This is a genomic window from Ottowia massiliensis, from assembly GCF_900240305.1.
Classification (GTDB): Bacteria; Pseudomonadota; Gammaproteobacteria; order Burkholderiales; family Burkholderiaceae_C; genus Ottowia; species Ottowia massiliensis.
In genome coordinates this window covers 1,158,114-1,176,009 of record NZ_LT964854.1, presented here as the reverse complement: position 1 = coordinate 1,176,009, position 17,896 = coordinate 1,158,114, and the positions used below count along the sequence as shown (strand labels likewise).

Below are 17,896 nucleotides of genomic sequence, written 5' to 3'. Positions count from 1 at the left end.
GTTTGCGCGGCATTGCAAATGCCTTGCAGCCCATCCCGGTTTTGCGCTTTTGCCCCTCACGGCCAGACTCTGGACAGATTCTGAGGGGCGGCCGCATCATAGGCAGCGGCCCGGGCGCTTGACCCTGGAGCGGCTCCAGGGTTTTCAATCGGCGGCATGAACTCCGCAAGCTCCGTCCTGACCGAAGTGACCTGGCGCATTCCCAACATGGATTGCGCCGCTGAAGAAAGCGAAATCCGCCATGCGCTGGCCCGTGTGGCGGGCGTGCGGCGGCTGGCGTTCCGGCTGGGCGCGCGCACGCTGACGGTGCACGCCGAACAAGAGGCGCTGGCGCACGTGGAAGCGGCGCTGCGCAACGCGGGCTTTGCGCCGCAGCCGCCAGATGCCTCGAATGCCCCGCAAGCGGCCGGGCACTGCGGCGGCTGTTGCGGGCACGGCCACGCGCATTCACATTCGCACGCACACTCGGACTTGCACGCCCGCCTGCAAGCGGCCTGGCAGGCGCTGCTGCTGCCGCCTGCGCTGGGGCGCACGCTGGCGGCGCTGGCGCTGGCGCTGGGCGCGGAGCTGTGGCACGCCTTCGCGCCTGAAGCCTGGGCCGCAGCGGGCATGGCGCTGGCGGCGCTGGCGGTGCTGCTGGCGGGCCTTTGCACATATGCCAAGGGGCTGGCGGCGCTCAGGCGCGCGCGGCTTTCCATCAGCGCGCTGATGGCCGTGGCCGTCACGGGCGCTTTCGCCATTGGCCAGTGGCCCGAGGCGGCGATGGTGATGGCGCTTTACGCCCTGGCCGAGCATCTGGAAGCGCGCGCCGTGGATCGCGCGCGCGGCGCCATCGCCCGCCTGCTGGACATGGCCCCCGCGCAGGCGGAAGTGCGCGTGGAAGGCGGCCAAGGCGGCGAAACCTGGCGCAAGCTGCCTGCCGCGCAAGTGCCCCCCGGCAGCGTGATCCGCGCCAAGCCGGGCGCGCGCCTGGCGCTGGACGGCACGGTGATTCAGGGCCAAAGCGCCGTCAATCAGGCCCCCGTCACGGGCGAAAGCCTGCCGGTGGACAAGTGCGTGGGCGACACGGTGTACGCCGGCACGCTGAATTTGAGCGGCACGCTGCTGGTGCGCGTGACAGCGGCGGCGCAAGACACGCAGCTGGCCCGCATCATCCACGCCGTGGAGCAGGCGCAAAGCGAGCGCGCGCCCATGCAGGCCTTCATCGACCGCTTTGCCGCCATTTACACGCCGGCGGTGTTCGCGCTGGCGCTGGCCGTGGCGCTGCTGGGGCCGCTGGCGGCGGGCTGGCCCTGGCACGAGTCCATTTACAAGGCGCTGGTGCTGCTGGTCATTGCCTGCCCTTGCGCGCTGGTGATTGCCACGCCCGCCACCGTGGTCAGCGCGCTGGCGCGGGCCGCGCAGCTGGGCGTGCTCATCAAGGGCGGCGTGTATCTTGAGCAGGCGTGCCAGCTGCGCACCGTGGCTTTTGACAAAACCGGCACGCTCACCCTGGGCCAGCCCGCGCTGGCCGCGCTCCAGCCGCTGTCAGACGAAGCGGATGAAGCCGCCTTGCACGCCCGGGCGCACGCATTGGCCGCGCACAGCGACCACCCCGTGGCCCGCGCCATCGCCAGCGGCCTGGCCGCGCAAGGCTTTGCCGCCAGCGTGGACTTGCCCGACGCGCAAGACGTGCCCGGCCTGGGCGTGCGCGCCACCGTGCAAGGCCAGCGCCTGTGCCTGATCAGCCCGCGCGCGGCGGGCCTGGCCCGCGCTTCTGAATCCGCCCCCGAATCCGCCCCTGAATGGCAGGCCGCGCTGCAAGCGCACCAGGCGGCGGGCCGCAGCGTCAGCCTGCTGGCGCGCGCTGAAGGCGAAGGCAGCGGAATCGGAAGCGAAAGCGGCGAAACCCTCACCCCGCTGGCGCTGTATGCCGTGGCCGACGCCATCAAGCCCGAAGCCGCCGCCGCCGTGCAGGCGCTGCACCAGCTGGGCGTGCAAACCGTCATGCTCTCTGGCGACCACGCGCAAGCCGTCGGCGCCGTGGCGCAAGCCGCAGGCATCAGTCAGGCGCACGCCGAACTGCTGCCCGACGGCAAGCTGGCGCAGCTGCGCGCCCTGCAAGCGCAAGGCCGCGTGGCGATGGTGGGCGACGGCATCAACGACGCCCCCGCGCTGGCCGCCGCCGACATTGGCATCGCCGTCGGCGGCGCCGGCGCGGATGTGGCGCTGGAAGCGGCCGACGTGGCGCTGATGAGCGGCGGCCTGAACCGCGTGGCCACGCTCATCCGCCTTTCGCGCCACACCCACCGCGTGCTGTGGGCCAACATCGCCGTGGCGCTGGGCATCAAGCTGGCCTTTTTGGCCCTGGCCGTCACGGGCCACGCCAGCATGTGGATGGCCGTGTTTGCCGATGTCGGCGCCAGCCTGCTCGTCGTCACCCTGGGGCTGCGCCTGCTGCGCTGGCGTGAAGACTGACGCAGGCAAGCCGTTTTCGCTCTTGAATCAATAGCGTGATGTCCTAGTGGAAATTGCGCTGACGCCCATTTTTACCTCTTGAATTTGCTCCTTTTTTTGATAGCATCAGGCGGATGCGGCTGCCCGGTTCAGCCGCCTGGGGCGCGGGGCCGGACTTTGCCGGGCGGGAAAAGGGGGAGAAAAGGTGAAGCAAGGCGGCAAAAGAAGCGGCAAGTGGCGAAGGCCCGTCTGCGCCTTGCAACGGCCCGCCCGGGCATCCCTCGCGGCCCGGCTCTGAACAGGCTCTTGGCGCGCCGCGCGTCCGTGCTGCCAGCTATTCCAGTCTGGGGCCAGCCGCGCCCGGGGCCAGCTCTTATCCAGCGCAGGCATACCCATATCACGCGGCGGCATCAGCGCCCGTTCAGAATGCGCGCTTTCACCACCCGCGCAAGGAGCGCCCGCACCATGAAAGCCGACAACATCCTGCAAACCATAGGCCGCACGCCGCACGTGCGCATCAACCGCCTTTTCGCCCCGCCCGCGCAGGTGTGGCTCAAGCTGGAGCGCGCCAACCCCGGCGGCTCCATCAAAGACCGCATTGCGCTGGCCATGGTGGAAGAAGCCGAGAAAAGCGGCGCCCTCAAGCCCGGCGGCACCATCATCGAACCCACCAGCGGCAACACCGGCGTGGGGCTGGCGATGGTGGCCGCCGTCAAGGGCTACAAAATCATTCTGGTCATGCCCGAGAGCATGAGCGTGGAGCGCCGCCGCCTGATGCTGGCCTATGGCGCCACATTCGATCTCACGCCCCGGGAAAAAGGCATGAAAGGCGCCATCGCCCGCGCCGAAGAGCTGGCCGCGCAAATCACCGCCTCCGGCGCCAGCGCCTGGATTCCGCAACAGTTTGACAACCTGACCAACACCGCCGCGCACGAGCGCACCACGGCGCAGGAAATCCTGCAAGACTTTCCCGAGGGGCTGGATGCCGTGATCACCGGCGTGGGCACCGGCGGCCACATTTCGGCGGCGGCGCACGTGCTCAAGGCCCAGTGGCCGCAGTTAAAAGTGTTTGCCGTGGAGCCGGCCGCTTCCGCCGTCATCAGCGGCAAGGCGCCCGGCCCGCACCCGCTGCAAGGCATAGGCGCGGGCTTCATCCCCCGCAACCTGGACACGGCGGCGCTGGACGGCGTGATTGCTGTGCCCAACGAGACCGCGCTGGAATACGGCCGCCGCTGCGCGCGCGAAGAAGGCATTCTGGTGGGCATCAGCACCGGCGCCACGCTGGCCGCCATTGCGCAAAAGCTGCCCGAACTGCCCGCTGGCAGCCGCGTGCTGGGCTTCAATTACGACACGGGCGAGCGCTACCTCTCGGTGGACGGCTACCTGCCCGCCGCCTGAAGCGCCGCCCATCCAGGCGCAAACGCCAAAAGCAAACGGCTCCAGCCTCGCGGCGGAGCCGTTTTTTCATGCCGTGCAGGCGCTGAAGGGTATCAAAAGCAAGAGCAAATTCAAAGGGGTCAAAAATCGGTTTTGCGCTCTTTTCACTAGGACCTTATGCTATTGATAAAGGAGCAAATTTTCCTGGGCACCCATTTCCCGCCCGCATCAGAACCTGTTCTCATGGACGCTCAGGCGCTTTGCCGCAGCCGCTCGATCAGGCCATTGAGTTCGTCCAGTGAAGCGAACTGCACGGCCAGTTCGCCAGAGATGGGCGCGCCCTGGCGGCGGGTTTTTTTCACGCGCACCTGCACCTGCGCCAGCAGCAGGTCGGAGAGTTCTTCTTCCACGCGGCGCACGTCGCCGGATTTTTCGGGGGCGGCCTGAGCGGCCTCTTGAGCGGCGCTGGCTGGCTGGGGCTGCGAGAGCTGGCGCACGAGGCGCTCGGCCTCGCGCACGTTCATCTTGCGGGCCACCACCTGGTTGGCGGCCGTGATTTGCGCCGCGCCAGACAAGGCCAGCAGGGCGCGCGCGTGGCCCATGTCGATGTCGCCGGCCATGAGCATGGTTTGCACTGGCTCGGCCAGGTTGAGCAGGCGCAGCAGGTTGCTGGCGGCGCTGCGGCTTTTGCCCACGGCTTGCGCGGCTTGCTCGTGCGTGAGGCCAAATTCGTCCACCAGGCGCTTGATGCCTTGCGCTTCTTCCAGCGGGTTGAGGTTTTCGCGCTGGATGTTTTCAATGAGGGCCATGGCGGCGGCGGCTTCGTCGGCCACTTCGCGCACGAGCACGGGCACTTGCGTCAGCCCGGCCAGACGGGCTGCGCGGTAGCGCCGCTCGCCCGCGATGATTTCGTAGTGCGCTGTTGCGGTTTCTTCGCTTGCGCCGTCTGCCGCTGGCAGCATCACGGCCCTGGGCTGCGCCAGCTGGCGCACAAGGATGGGCTGCATGATGCCTTGCGCGCGGATGCTTTCGGCCAGTTCGTACAGCGCGCCTTCGTCCATGCGGGTGCGCGGCTGGTACTGGCCGGGGCTGATTTCTTCCAGCGGCAAGAGCATGGGCACGCCAGCGGGATCGGCGGCGGCGGGTTCGGGAATGAGCAGGGCGTCCAGGCCACGGCCCAGTCCTTTGGTTTTTTTGGTTGCCATGATGAGTTGGAAAAAGCTTGAATCGGGTGTTGAACCAGCGGCAAGGGTCAATGGGCTTCGCCGCAGTGGCAAATGAGTTCGGCCTTGCCGCGCAAGCACAGCACGAGTACGCGCTGGCGGGGGGCGTCGTAGTGGTAGCGGGCCAGGTAGTGGTCACGGCCCCGCCGGATGGCCAGCTCGCGCAGGCCGTCGCCCACCGGGCGGCCCACGCCAGGCTGGGCAGACAGCGATTGAAGGCCATCCAGCAAAAAGGTGAAGACGGGGGCGGCTTGCGGGCCGCGCTCGCACCACAGGGTTTGCTCGATGCGCATGAGGTCTTGCAAGGCGTGGGGCGCGAGGATGAGCCTGACGGCGGCTGTGAGGGCGGCAGAAAGAGGCATGGCTTGCGGCGCAGGTTCAGTCAATGGGGCGGGCCACGGGCGCGGGCGGCAGGCTGGCATGGCCGGCGCGGTGCTGCGCCAGCCGGGCGAAGTACGCGCGCACTTCTTCCCAAGGGTAGCCTTGGCCGCTTTCGCTCAGGTGGCGTTGCGCGGCTTGCGCATCGTGCATGAATTGGTGGCCAAGCTGGTGCTGCTCGGCAGCCGCTTGCAGGGCGGCCAGCATCCACTCGGCGGTTTCCTGGCCTGCGGCCTGTGCGGCCGCTTCAATTTGCTGATGCAGCGCGGCGGGCAGCTTCAGTGTGCAAGCCGTGGCGCTGGCGTTGGGGGCGGTTTTGGGCATGGCGTGAGTCTATTCACCGGGATTCAGGCATGGCGCTCATGAAATAACTACAAAAATAATAGCTGCCTGCGCTGATTTCACGGGGACTTGCGGCGGTTTGGATGCTCAGGCCTGAAGGCCGCGCTGAACCATCTCATGGGCGAAGGCGATGAAGGCCTGGCTGCCTTTGGCGTGGGAATCGAAAACGACGCCCGGCAGACCGTAGCTGGGCGCTTCGGCCAGGCGCACATTGCGGGGAATGACGGTGTCAAACACCCGGTCGCCATAGTGGCGCTTGAGCTGGTCGCTCACTTGCTGCTGCAAGGTGATGCGCGGATCGAACATGACCCGCAGCAAGCCAATCAGGCGCAAATCGCGATTGAGATTGGCGTGCACGAGCTTGATGGTGTTGGTGAGATCAGCCAGCCCCTCCAGCGCGAAATATTCGCACTGCATGGGCACGATCACGCCCTGGGCCGCGCACAGGCCGTTGAGCGTGAGCAAACTCAAGGCAGGCGGGCAGTCGATGAGGATGAAGTCGTAATCCTCGCGCACCGCCGCCAGGGCGTTTTTCAGGCGCTTTTCACGCTGTTCAAGCTGAACCAGCTCCACCTCAGCGCCCGCCAGCTCGCGATTGGCGCCCAGCACGGCATAGCCGCAGCCCGCCTCGGCCAGATCGGCCGGGCGGCGCACCGCTTCGGCCACGGTGACGCTGCCGATGAGCACGTCATACACGCTATGCGGCAGGCTGTGCTTGTCCACGCCCGATCCCATCGTGGCATTGCCTTGCGGGTCCATATCCACCAGCAGCACGCGCTGCCCGATGCGGGCCAGCCCTGCGGCGAGATTGACGGTCGTGGTGGTTTTGCCAACGCCGCCTTTTTGGTTGGCGATACAGAAGATGCGGGACATGATGAAAACGGCGCGTGAAGAATGAAGACGCTGGCGGTGCTTTTTGGGCCGCCTATTTTCAGGCAAACCCATGCTCATCCGAAAAGCAGCAGCCCTACTGCCCTGCCCTTTTGCGCAACCAGATGATGCAGCGCTCGGCATTCAGCCTCGGAACGGTCAGATGTTCCACGTGAAACACTTCCACATCAGGCGGCAAGGCGGCGATTTCTTCATCGGGCAGCTTGCCTTTCATGGCCATCCAGACGCCATGCGGAGCCAGCGCCTTCGCGGTCCAGGCCGTGAAATCAGCCAGGGAAGCGAAGGCGCGCGATGTGATGAGGTCAAACGGGCCGTTCAAACTTTCCACGCGCGCATGCAGGCCGCGCAGATTGGGCAGTTTCAAAGTGGCCGCTGCCTGCTGAATGAATGCGGCTTTTTTGGCCACGGCATCCACGCATGTCACGTCCAGTTCAGGGCGGCAAATGGCCAGCGACACGCCCGGCAGGCCGCCGCCAGAGCCTGCGTCCAGCAGCTTCAGCGCCCTGCCCTGCGTTTGCGCCTGCAAGGGGTGCAGCACGGCCAGACTGTCCAGCAGGTGGTGCGTGAGCATGTCTGGCGCGCTGCGAACCGTCGTGAGGTTGTAAACGCGGTTCCATTTGGCCAGCAGAGCTAGATAGGCCAGTAAAGATTCGATCTGCCCATCATCCAGCGCCAGCCCCAGCGCTTGTGCGCCTTGCAGCAGGGCCGCTTTCATGGAACCAGCCCTTTGAAACCGCTTTTTTTCAGATGAATCAGCAGCAGCGAAATGCTGGCGGGCGTGATGCCGGAAATGCGGCTGGCCTGTCCCAGCGTTTCTGGCTTGTGCGCATTGAGCTTTTGGCGCGCCTCGATCGACAGCGCTGTCACCTGCATGTAATCCAGTTGCGGCGGCAGGCGCAGATTTTCAAAATGCGCCGCGCGGGCTACTTCATCTTTCTGGCGGTCGATGTAGCCTGCGTATTTGGCGGCGATTTCCACTTGCTCGATGGCGGCTGGCGTCAGGTTGGCATCGTCACGCCCGGCGGCTGCGTTCGGCAGCGTCATCAGCGCGGCATGGCTCACGCCCGGGCGGCGCAGCAGATCAAAAAGATGATGTTCGTGCTCAATGGCCTTGCCCAGCACGCGCTCCGCCTCGCTGGCAGGCAGCGTGCGCGGATTCACCCAAGTGGATTTCAGTCGCTGTGTTTCACGTGAAACAGCATCGCGCTTGCGGCAGAACGCATCCCAACGCGCGTCATCCACCAGGCCCAGACGGCGGCCCGTTTCCGTCAGCCGCATGTCGGCGTTGTCTTCGCGCAATTGCAGGCGGTATTCGGCACGGCTGGTGAACATGCGGTATGGCTCGGTCACGCCCTTGGTGATCAGGTCGTCCACCAGCACGCCCAGATAGGCTTCGTCGCGGCGCGGCAGCCACGGCGGCTCGCCCTTGACTTGCAAGGCGGCGTTCAGACCTGCAAACAGCCCTTGCGCCGCCGCCTCCTCGTAGCCTGTGGTGCCGTTGATCTGGCCGGCAAAGAACAGGCCTTCGATTTGCCTGGTTTCAAAGCTGCTTTTCAGCGCGCGCGGATCGAAATAGTCATATTCGATGGCGTAGCCGGGCCGCAGAATGTGCGCATTTTCCAGCCCGCGAATGCTGCGCACCAGCGCGTATTGGATATCGAAAGGCAGGCTGGTGGAAATGCCATTGGGGTAAAACTCGTTCGTGCTCAAGCCCTCCGGCTCCAGAAAAATCTGGTGGCTGTCTTTGCCCGCGAAACGGTTGATCTTGTCTTCCACGCTGGGGCAGTAGCGCGGCCCCACGCCCTCGATCTGCCCCGTGAACATGGGGCTGCGGTCAAAGCCGCTGCGAATGATGTCGTGCGTGCGCTCGTTGGTATTGGTTATCCAGCATGGCACTTGCCGGGGGTGCATGCTGGCGTGGCCCATGAAGCTGAAAACAGGCACGGGGTCTGCGTCGCCAGGCTGCTCCGTGCAGGCGGAAAAATCAATCGTGCGCCCATCCAGGCGCGGCGGCGTGCCTGTTTTCAGGCGCCCTTGCGGCAGCTGGAGTTCCCTCAGCCGCGCCGCCAGCGAAATGGAAGGCGCATCGCCCGCGCGGCCGCCCGCGTAGTTGTCCAGCCCAATGTGGATGCGTCCATTCAAAAACGTGCCCGCCGTCAGCACCACGGCCCGCGCCTCGAAGGCCAGGCCCATTTGCGTGACCACGCCCACGGCGCGCCCGCCTTGCACTTGCACATCATCCACTGCCTGCTGGAACAGCCAGAGATTGGGCTGGTTTTCCAGCCGCCCGCGCATGGCCGCGCGGTACAGCACGCGATCGGCTTGCGCGCGCGTGGCGCGCACGGCAGGCCCTTTGCTGCCGTTGAGCGTGCGGAACTGAATGCCCGCTTCATCCGCCGCCAGCGCCATCGCGCCGCCCAGCGCATCCACCTCCCGCACCAGATGGCCCTTGCCAATGCCGCCAATGCTGGGGTTGCAGCTCATTTGCCCCAGGGTTTCAATGCTGTGCGTCAGCAGCAGCGTGGCGCAGCCCATGCGGGCCGCCGCCAGGGCCGCTTCAGCGCCAGCGTGGCCGCCGCCCACCACAATCACGTCAAATCGGCGGGGAAAAACAGTGCTTGATTTCATAAACAAAAAAAGCCCGGCAATGAATGCGGGCCTAGGCTGAAATTATATGAAGCAGAGCCGATTGGGGCATTTGCGCCACACTTTCATGAATATATCTGAAACAATTCGTCATTTAAAATGTTTTTACTTCAACCCGCTCATGCCGCATGAAACACGCAACGACTCTTTCTTTCGCGCGCTGCCTGCTGGCTGCCTGCGCGGCCACTTTGTTTGTCTGCGCCGCGCCGTCCGTGGCGCAGGCCGGTTCCGTGCTGGATCGCATTCAGTCCACGGGCGTATTGAAAATGGGATACCGGGCCGACGGCGCGCCTTTCTCGTGGGAAACAGGGCCAAGCGCAGCGACCGGATATGCGCCTGATATTTGCCAGCGCATCGCCGCCAGCATCGCCAGCCATCTGAAACTGCCCAAGCTGCAAGTGCAGGCTGTGCCCGTGCTTGAATCCACCCGCATTTCAGCCGTCATCAATGGGGAAATCGACATTGAATGCGCTGGCACCACCAACAGCAAGGCGCGGCGCGAACAAGTGGCTTTCGGCTTGCCTTATTTCTATGCCGGCTCGGCGCTGATGGTTCGTGAAGGCAGCGACATCACGGGCCTTGGCAATTGCAGAGGCAAAAAGCTGGGCACGCTTGAAGGCTCCACCAGCAGCCAGATTGCTGAACTCAAAAACGACAATGGCGGCTGGACGCTCAAAACCTTCAAATCCATGAACGAGGCCACGGCGGCGCTGGGGCGCGGCGAGATTGACGCACTGATGTACGACGACGTCACCCTGCTCACCGCAGCGGCGCAATCCGGCGGCAAGCTTTCCGTGCTGGCGCAGCGCTACTCCATCGAACCGCTGGCGCCCATGTTCAGCAAGTCTGATCCGGAGCTGGAAAAAGTGGTGCTGCAAGCCATGCAGCAGCTTTATCGCGATGGAGAAATGGACGCCATCTACAAGCGCTGGTTTCTCTCCCCCCTGCCTGGTCTGGGCTACAACCTGAACCTGAAAATGGGCGCCTTGCTGCAAGACAACCTGCGCCGCCCCACGAGCTACGTGGCGGACTGGACGGTGATGTAAGCCCGCCTTCTCCCCCAAGGAGAATCAGCAGACAGCCTCTCTGTGTATCTGCACAGGAAATACTGAAACGAACTTTGCTGCAAGCGCTTTCACCCGCGCAAGCAGAATGCAATCCATAATTGCATTCCCTCGGTGAAAACCCTTGCAAATCATGACAATCGCTTCTGCTTCTTTCTCCCGCCTGGCCCTGCGCCTGCTGGCGGGCTTGGCTGCCTGCGCGGCCCTGGCGTCGCCTGCGCATGCGGGGCCGGTGCTGAACCGCATCCAGACCACCGGCGTGTTCAAGATGGGCTACCGCCCGAATGGCGTGCCCTTTTCATGGGAAACCAGCCCCGGCGCTGCAACAGGCTACGCGCCTGACATTTGCCAGCGCATTGCCGCAGGCATTGCCGCCCATCTGAAACTGCCCAAGCTGCAAGTGCAGGCTGTGCCCGTGCTTGAATCCACGCGCATTCCCGCCGTCGTCAATGGCGAAATCGACATGGAATGCGCCGGCACCACCAACAACAAGGCGCGGCGCGAACAAGTGGCTTTTGGCCTGGCCTATTTCTATGCCGGCTCGGCGCTGATGGTTCGTGAAGGCAGCGGCATCACGGGCCTGAGCGGCCTCAGGGGCAAGAATCTGGGCGTGCTCGAAGGAGCCACCGGCAACCAAATCATCGACATCCACAAAAACCGCAGCGGCGGCTGGACGCTCAAAACCTTCAAATCCATGCGCGAAGCCACAACCGCGCTGGAGCAAGGCGAGATCGACGCCCTGCTCGACGACGATGTCACTTTGCTCACCATCGCCGCGCAATCCGGCGGCAAATTTTCCGTTCCGGCGCAGCGTTACTCCATTGAACCGCTGGCCCCCATGTTCAGCAAGAGCGATCCGGAGCTGGAACGGGTGGTGCTGCAAATCATGCAGCAGCTCTACCGCGACGGAGAAATGGACGCCATCTACAAGCGCTGGTTTCTCTCTCCCCTGCCCGGCCTGGGCTACAACCTGAACCTGAAAATGGGCGCCCTGCTGCAAGACAACCTGCGCCGCCCCACGGCTTACGTGACCGACTGGACGGTGATGTAGGAGCCTGCTCAGCCCGCCTACAGGCATCAAAAACAGGAGCGAATTCAAGGGCCAAAAATGCCGCTTCGCGCAGTTTCCACTAGGACATCGCGCTATGAATAAAGGAGCTGAATAACTCTGCCTGCTCCCTGCGTGTTCCAGCGGTTCCTCAAGGCCGCCGCAAGCCGGCCTGCTGTGCGTCGGCGTCTTTCGCTTCATCTCAAGGCAAAACGCCAGTCTGGCGGAAAATCCGCCGGATTTTTTTAGTGTGTTTCAAAATCCATTTCCCAAATTGCGGCAAAGGCTGCCATGCGTGGCCTGGATATATTCACTGAGCACGGCATGATTACTTTCAAAATCAATGAACCCATCAGCGGCAGCCAATTCGTGGAATTGCTGAAAAATACCAGCCTGGGCGCGCGGCGGCCTCTGGATGATTCCGCTCGCATCGCCGCCATGCTTGCGCATGCCAATCTGGTGGTGACGGCCTGGGATGCAGCCTCGCTGATCGGCGTGGCCCGCTGCGTGACGGATTTCGCCTACTGCTGCTATCTGTCTGATCTGGCCGTGCGTGAATCGCACCAGAAACAAGGTGTCGGCATCGCCTTGATTGACAAGGTGAAATCGGCGCTGCATCCCGCGTGCAAAATCATTTTGCTGGCCGCGCCGGACGCCGCTAATTACTATCCGCACATCGGTTTTTCACAGCATATGAGCGCTTGGGTCAAGGCGTGATCGTTAATCCGTTCATTTTGACCCGGGTATATCGCGAATAAACCGCCAATATCCTATTGGCAAGCAGTATTCACGTATTTTCAGCTTGGGGCGGCTCCAATCAGCCAGCAGCCAGCCAGAAACCCCCTCTTTGCGCAAGCGCCGTGGCGGTGAAAAAGCGTGGAAAGCCATATTCCGGTAATATTCCACGCTTTGTTGCGCTGGGTCCGTCGCATTCCTGCGACAAGGCTGCGAATGAGGTTGATGAAATGCTGTTGAACAACTCTGTCCGCCGCGCTGTCTGCGTGTTTTCCTTGGCTTTGCTGGGCGCAGGCAGCGCATGGGGGGGTGAAACCCTGGATGCCATCAGAAACACGGGGCGCATGACCCTGGGTTACCGCGAAAACGCCATACCGTTCTCATGGAAAACCAAAAGTGGACAAGTGGTGGGCTACGCCATTGAAACCTGCCAGCGCCTGGCCGCCGCCGTGCAGGAGCATTTGAAGCTGCCTCGCCTGGAAGTGCGCTACGTTCCCGTGACCTCGGCGGATCGCGTGCGCTCCATTCTTGACAAGCGCATTGACCTTGAATGCGGCGTGACCACCAACACGCCCGCCCGGCGCGAGCTGGTGGCCTTGGGGCTGACCTACTTTTATGCGGGCGCGCGCCTGCTGGTGCGCGAAGGCGAGGGCATCCTCTCCTTGCAGGACATGAAGAACAAGACGCTGGGGCTGGTCAAAGGCACCACGGGCGAGCTGGTGATGCAAAAACACCAGCGCCAGCACACCGACAGCTGGAAAACGCAGCTGTTTGACAGCACCAATGACGGCGTGACCGCGCTGGAGCAAGGCAGGATCGACGGCATCCTGACAGACGACGTTCAGCTGCTGGTGCGCGCGCGCCAGTCGTCCCGGCATCTGGAATTGGTGGGGCCTGCCTTGTCCATTGAGCCGCTGTCCCTGGCATTCAGCAAGGCCGACCGGGAGCTGGGCAGCCTGGTGGATGACGAAATGAAGCGCCTGTACCGCAGCGGCGCCATGCAGGAGATGTACCAGCGCTGGTTCCGCAGCCCGCTGCCCGAACTGGGCTACAGCCTGGACTTGGCCCCCGGCAGGCTGCTCAACGACAACTTCCAGCGGCCCAGCGCCTATGTGGCGGACTGGGTCATGCTGTGAGCGCCCGCTCGCGGCTGGCTGCGCGGGGCCGAATGTGAAGGGCGGATGCGCAGCATTCTTTTGCTCCTTGAATCAGAGCAAAGGGTCCTAGTGGAATCTGCGCAAGACGGTATTCTTGCCGCTTAAATTTGCTCCTTTTTTTCATGCATCATGGCGGCGTGCGCCGCCTGGCGAACCCTTGTGAATCCTTATCGGGCAGATGCAGCGCGCCCTCTTTTCATTACAGAAACCACGACATGAGCTGGCTTTTTCTCATCACTGCCGGGCTGCTGGAAATCGGCTGGCCGCTGGGCCTCAAATACGCGCAGCAAGACGGCTGCCGCCTCGCGGGCATCGCCGCCGCCGTTCTCTTCATGGCAGGCAGCGGTTTCCTGCTTTTTCTCGCCCAGAAGGAAATTCCGATGGGCACCGCCTATGCGGTGTGGACGGGCATTGGCGCGGCAGGCACATTTCTCGTGGGCGTTCTCTTTTTCAACGACGCAGCCACCTTTGGCCGCTGGCTCGGCGCGGCGCTGATCATCAGCGGCGTGGCCGTGATGAAACTCTCAAGCGGACGCTGAAAACGCCCGCTCGTGAAATGGCCAGTCCCATGCGTTCAGCACAGGTGTCCCGCGCCTTTCAATGTTGAGTTTCCGGGGGCCTTTTGAGCCGCTTGCGCCCGTGAAACAAGCCCGGGCAGCTATTATTTTCATAGTCAAACAGGCCAGCGAAAAATGGAAGGGAGCCGAGCATGGGATTGAGTCTGGTGCAGGGCCGCGCCCTGATGGGGCTGGCCGCGCCCGCCGTGGCGGTGGAAGCGCACCTGGCCAATGGCCTGCCCGCCTTCACGCTGGTGGGCCTGGCCGATGTGGAGGTGAAAGAAGCGCGCGAGCGTGTGCGCAGCGCCTTGCTCAACAGCGGCCTGCAATTTCCGCACAACCAGCGCATCACCGTCAATCTGGCCCCGGCTGATTTGCCCAAGGATTCGGGCCGCTTTGATCTGCCCATTGCGCTGGGCATTCTGGCGGCCAGCGGCCAGATTGACGGGCGCAAGCTCGCGGGCTGGGAATTTGCGGGCGAGCTGTCGCTTTCAGGCGAGCTGCGCCCCGTGCGCGGCGCGCTGGCCACGGCGGCGGCCCTGCACGCGGCGCAGACGGAAGACGCCGCCCGCGTTCGTCTCGTGCTGCCGCCCGGCAGCGCGGAAGAAGCGGCGCTGGCGCCAGGCATTGACGTGTACCGCGCCCGCCATTTGCTGGACGTGGTGGCGCAGTTTCTGCCTGACGGCGCGCCGCCGCCCGCTTCAGACGCGGCCAGCGGCTGGGCCAAGCTGGCCGGCGCCACGCCCGCCGCTGCGCCCCAATACCCCGATCTGGCCGATGTGAAAGGCCAGGCCGCCGCCAAGCGCGCGCTGGAAATCGCCGCCGCTGGCGGCCACAGCCTGCTCATGTCCGGGCCGCCGGGCACGGGCAAATCCATGCTCGCGCAGCGCTTTGCGGGCCTGCTGCCGCCCATGAGCGCGCCAGACGCGCTGCAAAGCGCCGCCATCGCCAGCCTGGCCGGGCGCTTTTCGCTGGCCCAATGGGGTTTGCGCCCTACTTGCGCGCCGCACCACTCGGCCAGCGCCGTGGCGCTGGTTGGCGGCGGCTCGCCGCCCAAGCCGGGCGAAATTTCGCTGGCGCACAACGGCGTGCTGTTTCTGGATGAGCTGCCCGAATTCCCCCGCGCCGCGCTGGAAGCCTTGCGCGAGCCGCTGGAATCGGGCCACATCACCATCTCGCGCGCCGCGCAGCGGGCCGAATTTCCGGCGCGCTTTCAGCTCATTGCCGCCATGAACCTCTGCCCTTGCGGCCACCTAGGCGATGCGCGCCACGCCTGCCGCTGCACGCCAGACCAAATCGCCCGCTACCAGGGCAAGCTCTCCGGCCCGCTGCTGGACCGCATCGACCTGCACGTGGAAGTGCCCGCCCTGCCCGCCGCCGAGCTGCTGGCCGCCCCGCCTGGCGAAAGCAGCGCCGCCATACGTGCGCGCTGCACCGCCGCCTGGCAGCGCGCGCTGGCGCGGCAAGGCACGCCCAATCAATATCTGGCCGGGCAGGCGCTGGATGAATATCTGCATTTGCAGCCCGAAGCCGCCCGCTTTGCGCAAACCGCCGCCGAGCGCCTGGGCTGGAGCGCCCGCGCCACGCACCGCGCCTTGAAAGTGGCCCGCACCATTGCCGACCTGGCCGGCAGCGCCACCGTGGCCGCCGCCCACGTGGCCGAAGCCGTGCAATACCGGCGCGCACTGGGCGCGGCCGCCGCGCGCCATTAATGAATGCAAAGAAAGAGACAAGCGCGCCTATTACATGAATATGGCACGAAAAATGCTATGAAAAACCCGAAAAGCGTGTCATGCTAGATAGCTCCGCATCGTTGTTTGATGTTTTTTCGCGGCTGATTCGCCGCAGGATTTTTTAGAAGTATTGAAATGTCCAACTCCAAAGACGCCCTTGTTTTCCTGATCGACGACGATGCCAGCGTGCGCGAAGCCCTTGCCTGGCTGTTGCGCTCGCGCCGCCTGGTGCCTGAGGCTTTTTCCAGCGCCGAAGCCTTTGAGGCCATGCTCGGCCCGGCCCCGGAGCTTGACGGCGATGAGCCGCCCCCCGTGCCGCCGCATCCGGCCTGCATCGTGCTGGACGTGCGCCTGGAAGGCGGCATGAGCGGTCTGGAGCTGTTTGAAAAACTGCTGGCGCGCGGCATCGCCTGGGTGTGGCCCGTCATCTTCCTCACGGGCCATGCCGATGTGCCCATGGCCGTGGCCTCCATCAAGCGCGGCGCTTTCGACTTCTGCGAAAAACCCTTCTCCGACAACGCGCTGGTGGACCGCATCGAACAGGCCCTGCAAGTCTCCGCCGAGCGCATGGAAGTGCTGCATGACCGCCATGACGTTGTCGCCCGCATCAACGAGCTGACCGACCGCGAGCAGGAAGTGATGTACTGCATTGCCCGGGGCCTGGCCAACAAGGCCACGGCAGACGAGCTGGGCATCAGCGTGCGCACGGTGGAAGTGCATCGCGCCCGCGTGTTTGACAAGATGCGCGTCAAATCCGCCGTCGATCTGGCCAACTTGTTGCAAGCCTTGTGAGCGCCACAGGCCGCAGAGCAGGTTGAGCCTGAGCAGACAACGCGCAAGCGGGCCGCCCGGCCCGCTTTTCTTTGAACAGGTTCCGGGGCCGCGAGGATTGGCTGCCCTTATTTCTGAAGCAGACCCATGCGAATCATCATCCTTGGCGCAGGCCGCGTTGGCGAAAGCGTGGCCGAAAACCTGGCCAGCGAGCAAAACGACATCACCGTCATCGACCCCGACCCCGAGCGCCTGCGCCGCCTGGAAGACCGCCTGGAGCTGCGCGGCGTCATCGGCAATGGCATCCAGCCCTCGGTGCTGCGCAATGCGGGCGCGCAAGATGCCGACATGTTCGTTGCCTGCACCCCGCAGGACGAAACCAACCTGGTGGCCTGCAAGATCGCGCACGACGTGTTCAACGTGCCCACCCGCATCGCCCGCGTGCGCTCCCCCGAAATCAAGGACAGTGAGGCGCTGCTGGGGCCAGACGGCTTTGCGGTAGACCGCGTCATCTGCCCTGAAGACTCCGTCACGCGCTACATCCGCCAGCTGGTGGAATACCCGGAAGCGCTGCAAGCGCTGCAATTCTCGCAAGGCCGCGTCTGCCTGGTGGCCGTGCGCGTGTCAGGCCACAGTGACCTGGCCGGGCGTACCGTGGGCGAATTCAGCCAGGAACACGGGGAGATGAATTTCCGCATCGTCGCCATCTACCACCTGGGCGAAGAAATAGCCTGCGACTCGGCCTCGCGCGTGTGTGCGGGAGATGAAGTATTCGTGCTGGTCGCCCGCGAGCAGGCGTACCAAGTGTTGCGCGCCATCGGCAACGCCAACCAGCCCGTGCGCCGCGTGATGATTGTGGGCGGCGGCCGCGTGGGCCTGAGCCTGGCGCGCAGCCTGGCGGGGCAATGCGCCGTCAAGGTCATCGAGCACGACCGTCTGCGCTGCAAATACCTGGCTGGCGAGCTGCCCGATTCGCTCGTGCTGCTGGGCGACGCCGCCGACGAAGACCTGCTGCGCAACGAAAACGTGGGCGAAATGGATTTGTTCGTGGCCGTCACCAGCGACGACGAAGACAACATCCTCTCGGCCATGCTCGCCAAGCGCATGGGCGCGCGGCGCGTCATGGCCCTGGTCAATCGCCGCGCCTATGCCGACATGCTTGAAGGCAGCGCCATCGACATTGCCATCTCGCCCGCGCACGCCGTCATCGGCGAGCTGCTCACCCACGTGCGGCGCGGCGCAGTGGTTGCCGTTCACAGCCTGCGCCGGGGCGCCGCCGAAGCGCTGGAAGGCGTGGCCCGGGGCAGCGCCAAGACTTCACGCCTTGTGGGCCGCCGCATCGACGAAATCGAACTGCCGCAAGGCGCGCGCGTTGGCGCCATCGTGCGCCCTTCCACCCTGGGCACGCAAGTGCTCATGCCCCACCATGACACCGTCATCGAAGCCGATGACCACGTCATCCTCTTTCTGCCCCACAAACGCGCCATCCGGGAAGCAGACAAGCTCTTTCAGGTGCGCGCCACTTTCTTCTAGATTGC

16 protein-coding genes are annotated in these 17,896 nt (G+C 64.5%); 10 read left to right on the top strand and 6 right to left on the bottom strand.

The window, feature by feature from the left end; all coding sequences use genetic code 11:
- Positions 1 to 156: 156 nt before the first annotated feature.
- Together C1720_RS05350 and cysK are read left to right on the top strand one after the other, a co-directional pair.
- The gene (locus C1720_RS05350) at positions 157 to 2,457 is read left to right on the top strand and encodes a heavy metal translocating P-type ATPase (RefSeq protein WP_233199815.1); all 2,301 of its coding nucleotides are present in this window, start codon (positions 157 to 159) and stop codon (positions 2,455 to 2,457) included.
- Positions 2,458 to 2,901: 444 nt separating this feature from the next.
- Positions 2,902 to 3,834 carry a cysteine synthase A gene (gene cysK, locus C1720_RS05345; protein ID WP_102283481.1) on the top strand — a complete coding sequence of 311 codons (933 nt, stop codon included), beginning with the start codon at positions 2,902 to 2,904 and terminating at the stop codon, positions 3,832 to 3,834.
- Between the two features lie 230 nt (positions 3,835 to 4,064).
- Here the strand turns inward: cysK and C1720_RS05340 are convergent, their stop codons facing one another.
- The 6 genes from C1720_RS05340 to mnmG all read right to left on the bottom strand — a co-directional run bounded on the left by C1720_RS05340 (position 4,065) and on the right by mnmG (position 9,275).
- Positions 4,065 to 5,018, bottom strand: a complete 954-nt coding sequence (locus C1720_RS05340) for a ParB/RepB/Spo0J family partition protein (protein WP_102283480.1) — start codon at positions 5,016 to 5,018, stop codon at positions 4,065 to 4,067.
- A gap of 47 nt (positions 5,019 to 5,065) precedes the next feature.
- Positions 5,066 to 5,398: a type II toxin-antitoxin system RelE/ParE family toxin gene (locus C1720_RS05335; RefSeq protein ID WP_158241640.1), complete on the bottom strand. Its 333-nt coding sequence runs from the start codon at positions 5,396 to 5,398 to the stop codon at positions 5,066 to 5,068.
- Positions 5,399 to 5,414: 16 nt separating this feature from the next.
- Positions 5,415 to 5,738, bottom strand: coding sequence for a hypothetical protein (locus C1720_RS12830; protein ID WP_146006873.1), 324 nt, complete (start codon positions 5,736 to 5,738; stop codon positions 5,415 to 5,417).
- A 105-nt stretch (positions 5,739 to 5,843) separates the two neighbouring features.
- On the bottom strand, positions 5,844 to 6,629 hold the full coding sequence (locus tag C1720_RS05325; RefSeq protein ID WP_102284520.1) for a ParA family protein: 786 nt from the start codon (positions 6,627 to 6,629) through the stop codon (positions 5,844 to 5,846).
- Positions 6,630 to 6,723: 94 nt separating this feature from the next.
- On the bottom strand, positions 6,724 to 7,362 hold the full coding sequence (gene rsmG, locus C1720_RS05320; protein ID WP_102283477.1) for a 16S rRNA (guanine(527)-N(7))-methyltransferase RsmG: 639 nt from the start codon (positions 7,360 to 7,362) through the stop codon (positions 6,724 to 6,726).
- Positions 7,359 to 9,275, bottom strand: a complete 1,917-nt coding sequence (gene mnmG, locus C1720_RS05315) for a tRNA uridine-5-carboxymethylaminomethyl(34) synthesis enzyme MnmG (RefSeq protein WP_050715245.1) — start codon at positions 9,273 to 9,275, stop codon at positions 7,359 to 7,361. The genes rsmG and mnmG overlap by 4 nt, the downstream gene beginning before the upstream one ends.
- Before the next feature lie 146 nt (positions 9,276 to 9,421).
- On the opposite strand from mnmG, the gene C1720_RS05310 reads away from it, so the two are divergent.
- The 8 genes from C1720_RS05310 (at position 9,422) to trkA (ending at position 17,891) form a co-directional block, all read left to right on the top strand.
- Positions 9,422 to 10,339: an amino acid ABC transporter substrate-binding protein gene (locus tag C1720_RS05310; protein ID WP_102283476.1), complete on the top strand. Its 918-nt coding sequence runs from the start codon at positions 9,422 to 9,424 to the stop codon at positions 10,337 to 10,339.
- Positions 10,340 to 10,490: 151 nt separating this feature from the next.
- The gene (locus C1720_RS05305; RefSeq protein WP_146006872.1) at positions 10,491 to 11,408 is read left to right on the top strand and encodes an amino acid ABC transporter substrate-binding protein; all 918 of its coding nucleotides are present in this window, start codon (positions 10,491 to 10,493) and stop codon (positions 11,406 to 11,408) included.
- Positions 11,409 to 11,696: 288 nt separating this feature from the next.
- A complete protein-coding gene (locus tag C1720_RS05300) occupies positions 11,697 to 12,122 on the top strand; it encodes a GNAT family N-acetyltransferase (protein WP_233199813.1) in 426 nt (141 codons plus the stop codon).
- Positions 12,123 to 12,484: 362 nt separating this feature from the next.
- A complete protein-coding gene (locus C1720_RS05295; RefSeq protein WP_158241639.1) occupies positions 12,485 to 13,276 on the top strand; it encodes an amino acid ABC transporter substrate-binding protein in 792 nt (263 codons plus the stop codon).
- Positions 13,277 to 13,512: 236 nt separating this feature from the next.
- Entirely contained in the window at positions 13,513 to 13,836 is a 324-nt protein-coding gene (locus C1720_RS05290) for a DMT family transporter (RefSeq protein ID WP_050715250.1), read from the top strand.
- Between the two features lie 170 nt (positions 13,837 to 14,006).
- Positions 14,007 to 15,566, top strand: a complete 1,560-nt coding sequence (locus tag C1720_RS05285; protein ID WP_102283473.1) for a YifB family Mg chelatase-like AAA ATPase — start codon at positions 14,007 to 14,009, stop codon at positions 15,564 to 15,566.
- A 156-nt stretch (positions 15,567 to 15,722) separates the two neighbouring features.
- A complete protein-coding gene (locus C1720_RS05280; protein WP_050715252.1) occupies positions 15,723 to 16,379 on the top strand; it encodes a response regulator transcription factor in 657 nt (218 codons plus the stop codon).
- Between the two features lie 126 nt (positions 16,380 to 16,505).
- On the top strand, positions 16,506 to 17,891 hold the full coding sequence (gene trkA / locus C1720_RS05275; protein ID WP_050715253.1) for a Trk system potassium transporter TrkA: 1,386 nt from the start codon (positions 16,506 to 16,508) through the stop codon (positions 17,889 to 17,891).
- Positions 17,892 to 17,896: the final 5 nt, after the last annotated feature.